Consider the following 16,466-nt stretch of genomic DNA (forward strand, 5'->3'; position numbering starts at 1 on the left):
CTAAACTTAAGATCTGAATAACCGTGAATATTGTGTTTCGTGTTTCATGCTCAGCATGGCATAACAAGGTAAAGCGCTGCTTAATTGTTCATCATTGAGTTTCAAAGCTTTCTGTACTGCCTCTGGTACTAAACCATGCAAGTGCCATAAAATTCTTTGCCCAGCCATTTGTCCCAATGGAACCGTTTTTACTGCTGCCAAAACCTGATTTTCTAAAACAGTAAAAGTATAAGCGGTAAGTACATCCTCTTCTTTAAGCTCTAAACGCCCACAAAGCTGCGCATAGACAGGCACAAAACCAAACTGCTTTTTAACCTCAACCGTTTTTTTTAAAACATCTTTAATCCATGCATTTAAAGAAAATGCCAACTGCTGTGATTCAGCCAAAAGCTCTTTACTTTCTCGACTCGCCTTATATAAATTTGCCCAAGTCAGGAACTCGTCTGGTTCATCATAATGTTGCATAAGACGCTTAAGTACCGGTAGCTCAAAGCGTACTAACAGCATTTCAAGAACTTCTTCAAAGTAAGCAATTGCTGAGCTTTCATCGTGTATTAAGCCAATATCGATGGCTGTTTCCACGCCTTGTGAATAACAATACGCTCCAACTGGCAGTGCCGTTGAAGACAGTGTCAGCAGTTGCAGTAATTGCGCAGCATTATGAGTGGACATGGTGTAAAGCTTTGATTGGACTTAAACGATGGTCATGACTATGCTGAGCATAGGCACCGCTTTCGGGTTCAAAAGGATGATCTGTTTCTGTCACTGTCAGCCCCAACCCTTCTACCATTTCTGCAAGCACATGATCAGGCTCAAAATACAAAGCTGTAGGGGTCAACATTAATGGTACATGTCGGTTACCTAAATGATAGGCAGCTTTAAGCAAATCAAAATCGGTTTGAGCAGTGACTTGCATTAATCGCTCAGGTTTTGCATCAACACGCAGTACATCACCCTCTTTCGTTGCAATATATGAGCCACTACGCAAAATTCCAGTACGTGGCAAATCAGCACCAATATCGATGCCACTCGCTAAAGCCGCTCGAAAGCGGGATTTTTGACGGGTATCAAAAGTTAATTCAACCGTTTCAAATGCCTGATCAGGAGAAATATCTTCAAGACGTTGGGTATAGATTTTCATTTAGCTTTTCTCTCCTTACTTATTTCTTTCATACATAAGGTAATGAGGCAAATCACCTCTATAAAATTCGTCAAAACAAGAAATAACGCTGAGCCATAGGTAATACGTCAGCAGGTTCACATGTTAATAATTCACCGTCAGCTCGCACTTCATAAGTTTCAGGGTGAACATGCATAACTGGACAATATGTATTATGTTTCATATCGGCTTTGGTAATTGAACGCGTGTTTTTACATGGACTAATTAACTTTTTAAGATTTAGTTTCTCAGCAACTTTTTCATCGATTGCGACTTGAGACAAAAAGGTAATACAGGTGTTATGTACACCACGCGGATAAGCCCCAAACATTGGACGGTAATGCACGGGTTGAGGAGTCGGAATAGAGGCATTAATGTCACCCATAGGTGCCGCTGCAATCATGCCACCTTTAATAATCATGGAGGGTTTCACACCAAAAAAGGCTGGCTTCCATAACACTAAATCAGCAAGTTTCCCGACTTCGATTGAACCAATTTCATGACTTAAACCATGGGTAATTGCTGGGTTAATTGTATATTTGGCAATATAGCGTTTGATGCGATTATTATCATGAAACTCATTGTCACCCTCTAATGGGCCTCGTTGTACTTTCATTTTGTGGGCAGTTTGCCAAGTACGTAAAATGACTTCACCCACGCGCCCCATCGCCTGAGAGTCTGATGACATCATGGCAATTGCACCTAAGTCTTGCAGAATATCTTCGGCAGCAATGGTTTCACGGCGAATACGACTTTCCGCAAAAGCAATATCTTCAGCAATTGCTGGGTCTAAATGGTGGCATACCATCAGCATATCTAAATGCTCGTCAATGGTATTAATGGTATAAGGTCGTGTTGGGTTGGTCGAAGATGGCAAGACATTACTTTGCCCAATTGCTTTTAAAATGTCAGGTGCATGCCCACCGCCCGCACCTTCAGTATGGTACGTATGAATGGTACGATCTTTAAAAGCCGCTAATGTTTCTTCTAAAAAACCACCTTCATTTAAAGTATCCGTGTGAATTGCGACCTGCACATCAAACTCGTCTGCCACACTCAAACAGTTATCAATCGCTGCTGGTGTTGAGCCCCAGTCTTCATGTAGTTTTAACCCAATTACCCCAGCTTTAATTTGCTCTCGAATTGGGTCTGGCAAACTCAAATTACCTTTGCCTAACAGTCCAATATTCATAGGCAAATCATCAATCGCCTGCAACATGGTCGCAATATGCCAAGGACCTGGAGTCACTGTCGTTGCCGAAGTACCTGCCGCAGGTCCTGTACCGCCGCCAACCATTGTTGTTGTACCCGACATCAGCGCGGTTTCAACTTGCTGAGGACAAATCCAGTGAATGTGAGTATCAATACCACCTGCCGTTAAAATTTGCCCTTCACCCGCAATCACTTCTGTTGCAGCCCCTAAAGGGATGGTAATGTCAGGTTGAATATCGGGATTTCCAGCTTTCCCTATTTTCCAGATTCGGCCGTTTTTTAAGCCAACATCAGCTTTTACGATTCCCCACCAATCCACAATTAAAGCATTGGTAATGACTGTGTCAGCAACTTCATCAGCTAAAAGCTGTGATTGCCCCATCCCGTCACGAATAACTTTTCCGCCACCAAATTTAACTTCTTCACCATAGGTCGTTAAATCTTGTTCAACCTCAATAAAAAGCTCTGTATCAGCTAGGCGAATACGATCACCGACCGTTGGACCAAACATCTCAGCATATGCACGACGTGACATTTTCATAATTTTTTACTCATATCTTTCATTATGGTTGTTATGTTTAATCCAACTTACCCATGACTCGGCCTGCAAAACCATATACTTCTAGCTTACCAGCTAAAGCAACAAGTTCCACTTCTCGGCTTTGCCCTGGTTCAAAACGTATTGCGGTACCCGCTGCAATATTTAAGCGAAAACCCTTTGCTACTTCACGGTCGAACTGTAGTGCATCATTCGCTTCATAAAAATGAAAATGTGAACCGACTTGAATAGGCCTGTCGCCAAGATTAGCCACCACAACTTTTAAAGTTTCTCGTCCAACATTTAGTTCAATGTCAGCCTCTGGAGTAATGATTTCGCCGGGGATCATAAGCGTTCCTTTTATACGATTGGCTGATGAACAGTGACTAATTTCGAACCATCAGGAAAAGTTGCTTCGACCTGAACCTCAGCAATCATTTCCGCTACGCCATCCATGACATCTTCACGCTTTAATAAGGTAGTACCGTAATGCATCAAATCACTGACCGTCATTCCATCTCGCGCACCTTCCAGTAAGGCTGCGGAAATAAATGCAACTGCTTCTGGATAATTCAGCTTTAAACCTCGCGCTTTACGACGCTCAGCCACCAAGCCTGCGGTAAAAATGAGTAACTTGTCTTTTTCTGTTGGATTGAGTTCCATATCTCTTTCCTAATAGCATCTAGTTTTCTTTAAGCAAAATGCGTGCTCAAAAGCAGCATACTTGTTTTAATCGTTTTTAAAATACGCAATTTAACGTAAATTAGGTTTTCCAAATTCTTGGGAATTCCTCATCTAAATCAAACCAATAACGTCTTAGTCTTGCTCTTATAGCCGCAAAAGCATCATGGCAATGTCGCACATCATTTCCTAAAAAACGTGCACACAGTACATCTTCTAGTAACGTCAAAGTCACAGGCACATCCATACGCATAATGAGTTCACGGATGAGTTCAACATGTTGTTCTAAATGAAATGAAGAACGGAATTTCTCAGGAGGTACAGCCCAGAAACTTGCCATCACGGCTTGATTATTCATACCTAAACATGAGCTTAACCAGCGATCTCCACCTTCAAAATACAAAGTATCGGCAACTAATAATTTATTTTCACGCCATAACTTAAACTGATTGTGATAACTTCCCTGAACGAAATTTTCAGCCCGAGCCTGTCGGCCCAACACCAGCATATCCCATCCAATAAAACTTGCTGTTTGTTCAAGGTGAATATGTGTTTCCGAGTGTGCTACAGCACCATCGAACAACATCATTTCTTGTGGCATCCACTCTAAAATAGAGTCATTTTTTACAGTCAAATAAATATGCTGAAAAGCTTGTTTGCCGTTGGTTCTATACCATTTCCCAGCTCCAGGCGTGGTAATCACCGCATGTGCCTGCTCTGCTGTTTCAATTTGGAAAGTAAGATGATCACCTCCTGCAATTCCTGCTGGTGGATGCACAATAATTGCGTGGCAAACTCCTGTTTTTTCTGGCCAAAGCATTTTTTGCACCCGAACAGGGCCATAATGCTTTCGATGACTCATTATGGTGCGAGAATTTTTAAAACAGAAACCAAGCTCTAATTGGGCATACCAAAATGGTGCTGAAGAACTCTGAGAAAATTGTTGAATCCGATTCATTTTGGCTCATTTTTAATAATGGCTTTTTTAATAAGCAAAATATGCACCAAATACAAAAAGAGGTCATTACAAACTTAGAAACAATTTTTTTATTTTAATGAGTTAAAAAACAAGCAATGTCTAACATAAAACCACAGTAAAGCATGGAATTATTTATACAATAGCGCCCATCCTCGCTCTTATAAATTTTTTCCATGAAAATCTTTTTCGTGTTAGTACCTTTTGTATTTTTAACTGGGTGTATTTTTGGCCAATCTAGTGAGGTCAAACGTGCAGAAAAACTATTAAATAATTTTCAATGTAAAAATGTTGAAACAAGTGAAATGCCTACAAGCTCTATCAACTCTTATTACCAACAAACTTTAGCGGTGAGTAAAGATAAAGCGACCTCTTATGTAGAAAGCTATAAAGAAGGTGAAGAATTATTCGCTATGCCTTTAGATGAAGTGGTAAAGAAGCAGTATGAACTTTATAAAGCAGCATGTGACTCTCTAGGTGGCGTTTCTGCACAGCCATAATTTAAAAAAGGTATCCATTAAATGACTTAAATGGATACCTCTACCCCACCAAGTTAATTTAAAAATTACTATTTCAAAGCGTCCAACAAGTATTCACTTTACCTTTTGATAAAATTAAGCAACATAGTAACGCTTTTATTTTCTTTTATTTTTTCCTAGGCTTTAACTACTTTTTATTTTTATTTTGAGGTTTTGGTCATTATGAAAAAATCATTATTAGCAATTGCACTTATGAGTACTCTTCTTGTCGCATGTAATAAACACGAAAATAAAACAGAGACAACTTCTGACGCGTCTACCCCAGCGCAAACTACTGAAGCAAGTAATGCTGTTGCTGTAGATACTGAACATACAGCAGAGAACTCACTAGATTGGAATGGCAAATATAAAGGAACACTTCCATGTGCAGACTGTGAAGGCATTAAAACCGAATTAAAATTAAAAGATGATAAAACTTATGAGTTGACTGAAACTTATTTAGGTAAAGGCGATACAAACCCATTTGAAACACATGGTAAGTTTGCTTTCGATAAAGACAATACTTCTGTTATTACCTTAGATGATAAAGCTCAAAACCGTAAATTCTTTATTGGTGAAAATACAGCGACTGCTTTAGACATGGAAGGTAAAAAAGTTGAAGGTTCTTTGGCTGAACATTATGTGTTGAAAAAAGAAGACTAATAATTTTTTTCAATATAAACAAAAAAACCGCTCATTTGAGCGGTTTTTTATGAAGTCAATTCTTAGTGAGCTGAGAATTGGTTCATTGTGTTTTTAGAATCGTCACCAGCTTTAAGTGCGTTCTCACCAGCGAAGATTTCTTTGTGGTCATCACCGATGTCTGAACCAGCCATTGCTTGGTGTTTCACACATGCGATACCGCCACGGATTTCTTTACGTTGTACACCAGCAACATAAGCTAACATACCTTGGTCACCAAAGTAACCTTGTGCTAATTCGTGAGTAGAAAGAGCAGCAGTGTGGTATGTAGGAAGTGTGATCAAGTGATGGAACACACCAGCTTCACGCGCAGCGTCTGCTTGGAAAGTACGGATTTTTTCATCAGCATCAGCTGCTAATTCAGTGTTGTCGTACTCAGCGCTCATTAATTTAGCACGGTCGTAAGCAGACACATCTTTACCTTCAGCAACCCAACGGTCATACGCTTGTTGACGGAAGTTTAAAGTCCAGTTGAATGATGGGCTGTTGTTGTAAACAAGCTTCGCATTTGGAACTACTTCTTTAACACGGTTAACCATGTGTGCAATTTCTTTTACGTTTGGAGTCGGAGTTTCGATCCAAAGTAAGTCAGCACCGTTTTGAAGGCTAGTGATACAGTCAAGTACAACACGGTCAATCTGAGTGCCTTCACGGAATTGATATAAACCAGAAGCTAAACGAGTTGGGCGGTGTAACTTGCCATCACGTTTAATTAAGATTTCATCATCAGTTGCTTCAGAGATATCAATTTCTTGAGTGTCTAAGTAGCTAATATATTTAGATGCGATGTCGCCTGGCTCTTTAACTACTGGAATGCTTTGAGTAAGGTCAGCACCTTCAGAGTCAGTACGAGCAACGATAACACCTTCTTCTACGCCTAATTCTAAGAATGCATAACGAAGAGCATGGATCTTAGCGATGAAGTCAGCATGTGGAACAGTTACTTTACCAGCTTGGTGACCACATTGTTTTGCATCAGATACTTGGTTTTCGATTTGAAGCGCACAAGCACCAGCTTCGATCATTTTCTTAGCAAGTAAGTAAGTTGCTTCTTCGTTACCGAAACCAGCATCGATGTCCGCAATAATTGGCACAACGTGAGTTTCGAAGTTGTCGATTTGAGCTGTGATTTCAGCTACTTTCGCAGAGTCACCCGCTTCTTTTGCTTTGTTTAAAGCACGGAATAAGTCATTTAATTCTTTTGCATCAGCTTGACGTAAGAAAGTGTAGATTTCTTCGATCAAAGCAGGTACTGAAGTTTTTTCGTGCATAGATTGGTCAGGAAGTGGACCGAATTCTGAACGAAGTGCAGCAACCATCCAACCAGAAAGGTAGATATAACGTTTGCTAGTAGTGCCGAAGTATTTTTTGTTAGCAATCATTTTTTGTTGAGCGATGAAACCATGCCAGCAACCTAATGATTGAGTATATTTGCTTGAATCAGCATCGTATTCAGCCATATCACGACGCATAATCGCAGCTGTATACTTAGCAATATCTAAACCTGTTTTGAAACGGTTTTGAAGTTGCATACGAGCAGCATCTTCTGGGCTAATGTCTGCCCAAGTGTTGCCGAATTTTGATTTTAATTCACGTACTGCATCAATCGCTGTTTGATATGTAGTCATGATATTGTCCTGTATTCATTTTAGGATTTCATCGATCGAAGCCTAGAGTCATGTTACTTAAATTTCTTATGACACCAGCTGCTTCTTCATGTACACAGCTTAGACTTAGCCAATCAATTAATCCAATATCCTTGGTTAATCTTCAGTATTTATTTAAAAAATATACCAATAAATCGATATTATAAGTAAAAATAAAAAACATAACACTTTGTTTATAAAAACAAAATAATCCTAAAGGAGTATAGTATTTTGATCAAAAAACTCTCCAAGTTTTATTTTTATACAATTTTTGAGATTTTTCCATTCATTTTTAGTGTTAAAAGTCAATTGTAAATTAGGCGACTTTTGCCAATGAAAAAAGTCAATCAACATGCTAGAACAATACTAAATATTAATTAAAAATATTCCCTCCCCAATCACAAATATAAAAACAGATCAAAGACAACAAAATAGAGCATTTGAGGTGTTTTTCAGGCATACTTAATTTCAACAAAAAATGTCGTTTTTCTCATCATTTTTTCACACAATGTTCTTTAAATATGGCATAATTTGAAACAATTTTAGGGTTTTATTTTCGGTATTTTTTTTATGAATCTGGAGCGGGTAGATCTTAATCTATTAATATATCTTGATGTTCTTCTTCGTGAAAAAAACGTTACTCGCGCAGCCGAACAGCTTGGTGTTACTCAGCCTGCCATGAGTAATATTTTACGCCGTTTGCGTAATTTATTTAATGACCCTCTCCTGATCCGTTCATCTGAAGGGATGACACCGACAGAACGTGCACTTGAATTACAACCACGTATTCGTGATGCCCTTTCTGATCTTTCCATGATTTTGGAACCGCGTACCGAATTCCGCCCTTATACCAGTAATCGCGTTTTCCGTATTATGACTTCTGACTATGCAGAAGCGACCCTAGTCCCGCGTCTTGTTAAAGCCCTACGCTCTGAAGCACCAAACGTTGTACTCGATTTTCTTACACCAAGTGATGTGTCATATAGAGACATGGAACAAGGTAAAGTTGATTTAGCCATTAACCGCTTCAATGAAATACCACAAAGTTTCCACCAAGTTTTAGTTTGGCGTGATAGCTTTAGCTGTATTTTAAATGACAAACACCCTGCTGTTACTCATTTAAATTTAAAAAGCTATTTAGATGCTCAACATATTTGGGTATCTAAAACTGGTATGGGTGTTGGTTTTGGGGTAAACCCAGACAAACAAGGTGGCTTAGGCTGGATTGATCAAGCATTAGAACGTATTGGTCAACGTCGTAAAATTTCTGTATTTACGCGTCACTATCAAATGCCAGCATTACTTGCTCAAAACGTTGACTTGATTGCAACACTTCCAACTCGAATGGCGCGCTTGCAAGCACAAAATCCAAAATTAGTCATTAAAGATCCACCGTTTTATATTCCTGAGTTCGAACTTAAAATGGCATGGTGTCCACTATTACACCATCACCCAGCTCATCGCTGGTTACGCCAACTTATCCTATTCGTTGCTCGCCAAATGATCGAAGAGGAAAATCGTGAGTTTCTAACCAATAATTCACAATTTTCCCACTATTAAATAAATTTTAATTTAATTGTCTCTTTCCAACATTATCTTAAGCGCTGAGCAATCAATCTGATTACCTCAGCGCTTTTTTGTGTTAAAACATAGTCATAATAATGATGATCCTCGGGTGATTTGTGAGTCTCTTTCAAAATATCATTATCATCGTACTGCTCATCATCGCAGCAGGCTTTTTATCTTTAACTGAAATTGCGCTAGCTGGTGCCAGAAAAGTAAAGTTAAAGATTTTAGCCGAAGCTGGCGAAGAACGTGCTCAACAGGTACTTGATTTACAAGAACAATCTGCAGACTTTTTTGCAGCATCCCAAATTGGCCTAAATGCTGTCGCAATCTTAGGTGGTATTTTGGGTGAAGCTGCATTTCGTCCTTTCTTTGTCAACTTAGTTGACCGCTTTTACCAAGGTCCTTGGACACAAACGATTGGTTTTGCCCTATCTTTCACTTTGGTAACTTCTTTATTTATTTTATTTGCCGATCTCATGCCAAAACGCTTGGCTATGATTGCACCTGAAAAAATCGCAATTAGTGTAATTAACCCTATTCAGATTTTTATTAAAATCTGCAAGCCTTTAGCTTGGGGAATCAACGCAATTGCAAACTTGTTATTCCGCTTATTTAAAGTAAATACAACACGTGAAGACAATATAACTTTTGATGATATTTCAGCAGTTATGGATGCTGGTGCCCAAGCAGGTGTACTTCAAAAACAAGAACATCATTTTATTGAAAATGTATTTGAACTTGAAGAACGCACAGTGCCATCAAGTATGACAACGCGTGAAAACGTTGTTTACTTTACTTTAAATGAACACGAAGACAGCATTCGTCAAAAACTAGCAGAATATCCTTATTCTAAATTTTTGGTGTGTAATGAAAATATTGATCAGGTCATTGGTTATGTAGATGCAAAAGATTTTCTAGTTCGTATTTTAAATAATCAATCACCTACACAGTTAAATGAGTCTACTATTCGTAATGTTCTGATGATACCAGATACATTAACACTATCAGAATTGCTCGATCGCTTCCGTTCAACAAAAGAAAAGTTTGCCGTTGTAATTAATGAATATGCGCTTGTGGTTGGTGTAATTACACTAAGTGATATCATGATTACCGTTATGGGTGACTGGGTTACCCCTATTGAAGAAGAACAGCAAATTATTAAACGCGATAATAACTCTTGGTTGATTGACGGTAGTACACCTATTGAAGATCTCAAGCATGCGCTAGAAATTGATGAAATGCCTGATGAAGAAAACTATGAGACGCTCGCAGGTTTTATGATGTACCGTTTACGCAAAATTCCTCGTCCAGCAGATTTTGTAGAATTCGGTGGTTATAAATTTGAAGTTGTCGATGTAGACCATTTTAAAATTGATCAGTTATTAGTAACCCGCGTATTAGAAAAATCTGATTTACAACCTCCATCAGATGAAAATTGATTTATTTTGGTGCAAAATATCCTGCTAATCAAAGCAGGATATTTTTTAATACAATATATATCTTTTAAACTAACAGTTATTTTAAATATATTCATATTAAAAGTTTAATTTATTATCTTAATCATATTTTCAAATATATAAATTAACTCATTCATTAAAATAAAATTTTTAATTTAATAGAAATAAAAAATTGCATATAAAAGAATTTACAGCTTCCTGTTTCTTGTGTAACGTAAGCATTACAAGCATTGTAAATGGGTATACTTCTCATTTCAGCATTCAAACTAAATATAAATTCTAAAAATACATGATAATTTTAAATATGATAAAGGCTTTATAAGTTCTTATAATAAGTGCCATATATTATAAATAGACTATACCATTAATATATATATTCAGTATTTCCACAGAATATACCTTTCCAAGTGAATATATATTAACCAAATAAACTAAATATATTATTTGTCTTTTTAATAAAAATTCATAAGAATAATCAAAGTCAGAGTTTTGAATAAACTTGTTCAGTAAAACTAAAGGCAAAGGATTGATTGTATGCTGACATTACTTGGTGTTGGCATGATTTTATGCTTCATGTATTTAATCATGTCCAAACGTTTAAGCCCTATTATTGCTTTAATTCTTATCCCATTTATTTTTTCTCTTATCGCCTGGGGCCTTGGTCACTACTTTGAAAGCTTAAGTCATATTGAGCTTAAGGGTCTCAGCGAAATGATGCTAGAAGGCATCAAAAAACTTGCGCCTACTGGCGTAATGTTATTATTCGCGATTTTATATTTTGCCTTAATGATCGATGCAGGTCTTTTCGATCCTCCGGTTAAATGGATTTTGAAAAAAGTTAAAGGCGACCCTCTAAAAATTACATTAGGGACCGTTTTTTTAACTACCTTAGTTTCTCTTGATGGTGATGGCTCAACGACATATATGATTTGTGTAGCAGCAATGCTCCCTCTCTATCAACGCCTAGGTATGAATACACTCATCATGACAGCACTTATGTTGTTATGTAGTGGTGTAATGAACCTTACACCATGGGGTGGCCCTACTGCCCGTGCAGCGAGTGCGCTTCAAGTTGATCCAAGCCATATTTTTGTACCAATGATCCTTCCAATGGTGATTAGTATTGGCTGGTTATTCTTCTTGGCATATTTATATGGTCGATATGAGCAAAAACGTTTAGGCGTGATTGAGCTTGAAAGTCATCATGGCGACAACATTACTGTTTCAAAAGATCCAGAAGCGACTCGTCCACATTTACGTAAAGTAAATATGGTACTCACCATTATTCTTATGATTGCATTGATCAAAGGTATTTTACCTATGTCAGTGTTATTCATGCTGGCGTTCTGTATTGCAATGCTCATCAACTACCCTGATGTTGATATGCAGAAAAAGCGTATCGCTATGCATGCAGATAGCATCTTGGCTGTTGTAGGTTTAATTTTTGCGGCAGGTATTTTTACAGGTATCTTATCTGGCACAGGTATGGTTGAAGCAATGTCTAAAGAATTTGTCGCAATGATTCCTGCAAGTATGGGTCCATATCTCGCACCGATTACAGCTTTCGTAAGCATGCCATTGACCTTCTTTATGTCAAATGATGCATTCTTCTATGGTGTATTACCTATTCTTGCTGAAGCTGCTTCACATTATGGTATTAGCCCAGAAGCGATTGCACGTGCTTCTATTGTAGGCCAACCTGTACACTTATTATCACCACTTGTTCCATCAACTTACTTGTTATGCGGTCTTGCTAAAGTCGATTTTGCAGACCATCAAAAGTTCACTTTTAAGTGGGCATTTATTACTTGTATGGTGTTAATGGGTACAGCATTAGTGATTGGTGTTTTCCCACTTTTTAGTGCGGTCTAACTACATTCTGCTATAAAAAAAATAAAAGCCCCAATTGGGGCTTTTATTTTTATTTATTCACATACTCAATCATGGCATCTAAGAACGCATGAAAGTGCAAGCCAATATCTTCTTCTAAAATTTTATAGGCATTATCAAATTGCACCATTGGCCAACCTTCTTTCCAAAATGGGAAGATGTCATGCAAGTCATGAGTAACAATTGCATCTTCTCGCACAATTGCTTGTGAAATTTGTGCCAAAACTTGCGCTGTTTCTGCACCATCAATAGCTAAATAATCAATACCACGTGCTTTTAAAATACGAATTCGATCTTTTTTATAGCGAATTTTTTTAGCTTGAGCTGCATTTAAACCTAATGCAAGAGTAACTGCCTCTACAAATTTCTCTTCAAAATTTGTATTTAGTGCCACCAAAGCTTGTTTATGCGCTTCCTGACGTCCTGCTTTCCCCCCGCTACGGATGATTTCATTTGCTTCCGTATCAAGCTTATCTTTTTTCATCGACTGTAAAATGTCTAAAATTTCGATATCGCTTAAAGATTCAGGAGATTGCTCAAACATAGGAGTCCTTATACATACAACTAAAGGCACATTCTCTCATAAAAGCGATATTAAAGCAGAACAAAATTTTAAACAGCCTATCACCGTGACTATTTTTATAGTCCTAACTTCACAGATTACACTCATAAAATCAAATAATTCTTTGGTTATAAATTTTAATGTTTGCCAAATTAATTTTACCCTGATAATATTATTTTACCCTGATAAAAATATGTGGCAAAAATGAATACTACAATCACCTATACTGCTTTTACTGGAAGTACACTTATTGCAAGCGACTCTCTTGTTGAACTTGCAAAAAAACTCAAAGATCTTCCTCAAACAACGGAAAATATTCTGATTTTTAATGATCAAACAGGTCAACAAATTGATCTTGATCTTTCTGGTTCGGAACAAGAATTTCAACAACGTTATGCTGAGCCGGAAGAAATTAAAAAAGTTGGACGACCTAAACTTGGTGTAATTTCTCGTGAAATCACTTTACAGAAAAAACATTGGGATTGGTTAGATCAACAAAGTGCGAGTGCATCAGCAGTGATTCGCAAGTTAATTGATAAAGAGTTAAATAACCCAAATTCTGAAGGCAATATTATGCTCGCCAAACAAGCCATCGACCGTTTTATGTCTGCCATGTTAGGTAATATGCCAAATTATGAGGAAGCAACACGTGCCCTATATCAAGGCGATCGGGATACATTTTTAAAGATGATCCAGAGCTACCCTAAAGATTTAAGAGAATATTTAATTATCAAAGCGAACAATATTTTTTAAACTCAATAAAAAACCCGCTTAAGCGGGTTTTTTAGAACTCATTTTCAATCTATTAAAGACGAACCAATTCCACGATTTTTTCTACTGCTTCTTCTACAGTTTCAGCAGCTATCTCTGTATCTATACCTTCCACAGAAGTTGTGATAATTACAACACCCGTCTCACGTAATAGAATCAATTGCTCAGCTGTTAAGTTTGCTTTCGCGATCGCAACTACACCTTGCTGAATCAGCAAACTTTCTAAGACTTGAGCTTTTTCAATTAATTGGGCAGAAACACCAATCACCGCAGGTTTTTGACCTAAACGAGCAGCACGGTCTTCGGCAGTAACAGCATTGCTATGAGCAGTCCATTCTACTGCCGCCTCTACCATGCCCGCGCCAACAGTCACATTACTTAAACGGTCAATAAAAATAAATGAACCTGTGTAACGCGAATCTTGATAACGGTCAAACACGACTGGAGCATCGAACTCAACCACAACATCCGCAATTGCATTTAACTCAAGCTCTTCGACCTGAGTATGCTCAAGTGTATTTACGTTCACACGATAGTGAATATTAGTCACTTTTGCTGGAACAGTTTGTGTACCAATCTTAATGTTGTACAACTTGCCTTTTACAAGCGGGTGCTCATTCATCCATACCACAGAAGCACGAACGCTACGTGAAATTAATGGTTGCTCGCCAGCACGCACCAAAACGTTACCACGGCTAATATCAATTTCGTCATTTAACGTTAATGTAACTGCTTGACCAGCCACTGCTTGCTCAAGGTTACCGTCAAAAGTAACGATTTCTTTAACCGTAGAACGCTTACCAGAAGGTAACGCTACAATTTCATCACCAACATTGATTTCACCTAAAGCAACAGTACCAGCAAAACCACGGAAGTCGAGGTTTGGACGGTTCACATACTGAACAGGGAAACGGAATTCATGTTTGTTAGATTCGCGGCTAATTTCCACAGACTCAAGAATACTCATCAAGGTTTGACCCTTGTACCAAGGAGTATGAGCTGATGGATTTACAACGTTATCGCCATTTAAAGCAGAAATTGGAACAAATAAGATATTGGCTGGACGACGATCACCTAATTGGCTTACGAAAGCATCATATTCAATCTGAATTTCAGTGAAACGTTCAGGTGAATATTCAACCAAGTCCATCTTATTGATTGCAACAACAATATTTTTAATACCAAGCAAACTTGCAATAAACGTATGGCGACGAGTTTGAGTTTGTACACCATAACGCGCATCAATCAAGATGATTGCCAAGTCCGCAGTTGACGCACCTGTTGCCATGTTGCGTGTATATTGCTCATGCCCTGGGGTATCCGCAATAATAAACTTACGCTTTTCTGTTGAGAAATAACGGTAAGCTACATCAATGGTAATGCCTTGTTCACGTTCTGCTTGTAGACCATCTACCAGTAATGCCAAGTCTGGTGCATCACCCGTAGTTCCTACTTTTTTACTGTCACGCGTTACTGCTTGTAATTGATCTTCATAAATCAATTTTGAATCGTAAAGTAAACGGCCAATTAAGGTACTTTTACCGTCATCTACGTTACCGCAAGTCAAAAAGCGTAAAAGATCTTTTTGTTCATGCTGTTTTAAATAAGCCAGAATATCTTGGCTGATTAAGTCTGATTGATGAGACATTGCTCAAACTCCACAAATTTAGAAACTGTCTTAGAAATAGCCTTCTTGCTTTTTCTTTTCCATTGAGCCTGCTTCATCATGGTCAATCATACGACCTTGACGCTCAGAACTTGTTGCCAATAACATTTCCTGAATAATTTCTGGCAATGTATCAGCTTCAGACTCAACTGCACCTGTTAATGGATAACAGCCAAGCGTACGGAAACGTACAGACTTCATTTGCGGAACTTCACCCTCTTTTAAACGCATGCGTTCATCATCCACCATAATAAGCGTACCACTACGCTCAACCACAGGACGAACAGCAGAGAAATAAAGAGGAACAATTTGAATATTTTCTAAATAGATATATTGCCAAATATCTAACTCTGTCCAGTTTGATAATGGGAATACACGAATACTTTCGCCTTTGTTTACTTTACCGTTGTAAAGATTCCAAAGTTCAGGGCGTTGGTTTTTAGGGTCCCAACGATGCTTACTATCACGGAATGAATACACACGCTCTTTCGCACGTGATTTTTCTTCATCACGGCGTGCACCACCAAAAGCAGCATCAAATTGATATTTATCCAAAGCCTGTTTTAAAGCTTGGGTTTTCATAATATCTGTATATTTTGAGCTACCATGATCAAATGGATTGATCCCTGCTTCACGGCCTTCTTTGTTCTGATGAACAATTAAATCAAAACCATGGGTTTTTGCCATGTTATCGCGAAACGCGATCATGTCTTTAAACTTCCAACCTGTATCTACATGTAATAAAGGAAATGGAAGTTTCGCAGGATAAAATGCTTTTAAAGCAAGATGAAGCATTACAGCCGAGTCTTTACCAATTGAGTAAAGCATGACTGGATTTTCAAATTCTGCCGCAACTTCACGAATAATGTGAATACTTTCAGCTTCAAGTTGCTTGAGATGTGTAAGTCTTGATTCAGTCATGAACACGTCCTTCTCTATCCATTTTGCCCATAAAATCTAGAAGTGGTATTAAACCACCACTTAGAAGACCATGTGGAGGAACGAGTGCCATAACAACTCCAATTTTTTGTGATAAATAATCCAACTACATGCCTTTATGAGGCTTATAGCATTAGTTATGCATTATAGTGATTTAAAACTGTTTTCTTTTGCTTGTTT

At 38.0% G+C, this 16,466-nt stretch carries 17 protein-coding genes; 6 read left to right on the forward strand and 11 right to left on the reverse strand.

All coding sequences use genetic code 11. The features are described from left to right. Positions 1–6 precede the first annotated feature (6 nt). The 6 genes from AC1PJ9_RS00115 to AC1PJ9_RS00140 all read right to left on the reverse strand — a co-directional run bounded on the left by AC1PJ9_RS00115 (position 7) and on the right by AC1PJ9_RS00140 (position 4,548). A complete protein-coding gene (locus tag AC1PJ9_RS00115) occupies positions 7–672 on the reverse strand; it encodes an urease accessory protein UreF (RefSeq protein WP_311086390.1) in 666 nt (221 codons plus the stop codon). Next, positions 659–1,141 (reverse strand): urease accessory protein UreE, encoded by a 483-nt coding sequence (gene ureE, locus AC1PJ9_RS00120; RefSeq protein ID WP_311086391.1) that lies wholly within the window; start codon positions 1,139–1,141, stop codon positions 659–661. The genes AC1PJ9_RS00115 and ureE overlap by 14 nt, the downstream gene beginning before the upstream one ends. Positions 1,142–1,211: 70 nt before the next feature. After that, positions 1,212–2,912 (reverse strand): urease subunit alpha, encoded by a 1,701-nt coding sequence (gene ureC / locus AC1PJ9_RS00125; RefSeq protein ID WP_311086393.1) that lies wholly within the window; start codon positions 2,910–2,912, stop codon positions 1,212–1,214. 37 nt (positions 2,913–2,949) lie between these two features. Next, the gene (locus AC1PJ9_RS00130) at positions 2,950–3,258 is read right to left on the reverse strand and encodes an urease subunit beta (protein WP_311086394.1); all 309 of its coding nucleotides are present in this window, start codon (positions 3,256–3,258) and stop codon (positions 2,950–2,952) included. An 11-nt stretch (positions 3,259–3,269) separates the two neighbouring features. After that, positions 3,270–3,572, reverse strand: coding sequence for an urease subunit gamma (gene ureA / locus AC1PJ9_RS00135; RefSeq protein WP_039248685.1), 303 nt, complete (start codon positions 3,570–3,572; stop codon positions 3,270–3,272). Positions 3,573–3,672: 100 nt separating this feature from the next. After that, positions 3,673–4,548 carry an urease accessory protein UreD gene (locus AC1PJ9_RS00140; protein ID WP_311086395.1) on the reverse strand — a complete coding sequence of 292 codons (876 nt, stop codon included), beginning with the start codon at positions 4,546–4,548 and terminating at the stop codon, positions 3,673–3,675. Between the two features lie 194 nt (positions 4,549–4,742). Between AC1PJ9_RS00140 and AC1PJ9_RS00145 the strand changes: the two genes are divergently transcribed. Both AC1PJ9_RS00145 and AC1PJ9_RS00150 read left to right on the forward strand, forming a co-directional pair. Further along, a complete protein-coding gene (locus AC1PJ9_RS00145; protein ID WP_188198314.1) occupies positions 4,743–5,066 on the forward strand; it encodes a hypothetical protein in 324 nt (107 codons plus the stop codon). 201 nt (positions 5,067–5,267) lie between these two features. Further along, on the forward strand, positions 5,268–5,747 hold the full coding sequence (locus AC1PJ9_RS00150) for a copper resistance protein NlpE (protein WP_263613173.1): 480 nt from the start codon (positions 5,268–5,270) through the stop codon (positions 5,745–5,747). 62 nt (positions 5,748–5,809) lie between these two features. Here AC1PJ9_RS00150 and AC1PJ9_RS00155 read toward each other — a convergent pair whose 3' ends face one another. Continuing rightward, positions 5,810–7,414 carry an isocitrate lyase gene (locus tag AC1PJ9_RS00155; RefSeq protein WP_002054455.1) on the reverse strand — a complete coding sequence of 535 codons (1,605 nt, stop codon included), beginning with the start codon at positions 7,412–7,414 and terminating at the stop codon, positions 5,810–5,812. Between the two features lie 588 nt (positions 7,415–8,002). On the opposite strand from AC1PJ9_RS00155, the gene AC1PJ9_RS00160 reads away from it, so the two are divergent. The 3 genes from AC1PJ9_RS00160 to AC1PJ9_RS00170 all read left to right on the forward strand — a co-directional run bounded on the left by AC1PJ9_RS00160 (position 8,003) and on the right by AC1PJ9_RS00170 (position 12,330). Then, positions 8,003–8,992 carry a LysR family transcriptional regulator gene (locus tag AC1PJ9_RS00160; RefSeq protein WP_001047619.1) on the forward strand — a complete coding sequence of 330 codons (990 nt, stop codon included), beginning with the start codon at positions 8,003–8,005 and terminating at the stop codon, positions 8,990–8,992. Between the two features lie 122 nt (positions 8,993–9,114). After that, a complete protein-coding gene (gene paeA, locus AC1PJ9_RS00165; protein ID WP_311072087.1) occupies positions 9,115–10,440 on the forward strand; it encodes a polyamine export protein PaeA in 1,326 nt (441 codons plus the stop codon). Between the two features lie 552 nt (positions 10,441–10,992). Continuing rightward, on the forward strand, positions 10,993–12,330 hold the full coding sequence (locus tag AC1PJ9_RS00170) for a CitMHS family transporter (protein WP_311086396.1): 1,338 nt from the start codon (positions 10,993–10,995) through the stop codon (positions 12,328–12,330). A gap of 49 nt (positions 12,331–12,379) precedes the next feature. Here AC1PJ9_RS00170 and AC1PJ9_RS00175 read toward each other — a convergent pair whose 3' ends face one another. After that, positions 12,380–12,892 (reverse strand): hypothetical protein, encoded by a 513-nt coding sequence (locus AC1PJ9_RS00175; protein ID WP_263613170.1) that lies wholly within the window; start codon positions 12,890–12,892, stop codon positions 12,380–12,382. A gap of 213 nt (positions 12,893–13,105) precedes the next feature. On the opposite strand from AC1PJ9_RS00175, the gene AC1PJ9_RS00180 reads away from it, so the two are divergent. Then, positions 13,106–13,663 (forward strand): DUF2239 family protein, encoded by a 558-nt coding sequence (locus tag AC1PJ9_RS00180; protein WP_311086397.1) that lies wholly within the window; start codon positions 13,106–13,108, stop codon positions 13,661–13,663. A gap of 52 nt (positions 13,664–13,715) precedes the next feature. Here the strand turns inward: AC1PJ9_RS00180 and cysN are convergent, their stop codons facing one another. The 3 genes from cysN to AC1PJ9_RS00195 are packed head-to-tail and all read right to left on the reverse strand — an operon-like array spanning position 13,716 to position 16,392. Beyond that, positions 13,716–15,329, reverse strand: coding sequence for a sulfate adenylyltransferase subunit CysN (cysN, locus tag AC1PJ9_RS00185; RefSeq protein ID WP_311072091.1), 1,614 nt, complete (start codon positions 15,327–15,329; stop codon positions 13,716–13,718). Positions 15,330–15,359: 30 nt separating this feature from the next. Further along, positions 15,360–16,268, reverse strand: coding sequence for a sulfate adenylyltransferase subunit CysD (gene cysD, locus AC1PJ9_RS00190; RefSeq protein WP_000140408.1), 909 nt, complete (start codon positions 16,266–16,268; stop codon positions 15,360–15,362). Further along, entirely contained in the window at positions 16,261–16,392 is a 132-nt protein-coding gene (locus tag AC1PJ9_RS00195; RefSeq protein WP_002054314.1) for a hypothetical protein, read from the reverse strand. The genes cysD and AC1PJ9_RS00195 overlap by 8 nt, the downstream gene beginning before the upstream one ends. Positions 16,393–16,466: the final 74 nt, after the last annotated feature.

The sequence above is a fragment of the Acinetobacter sp. 70_2 genome, from assembly GCF_056736115.1.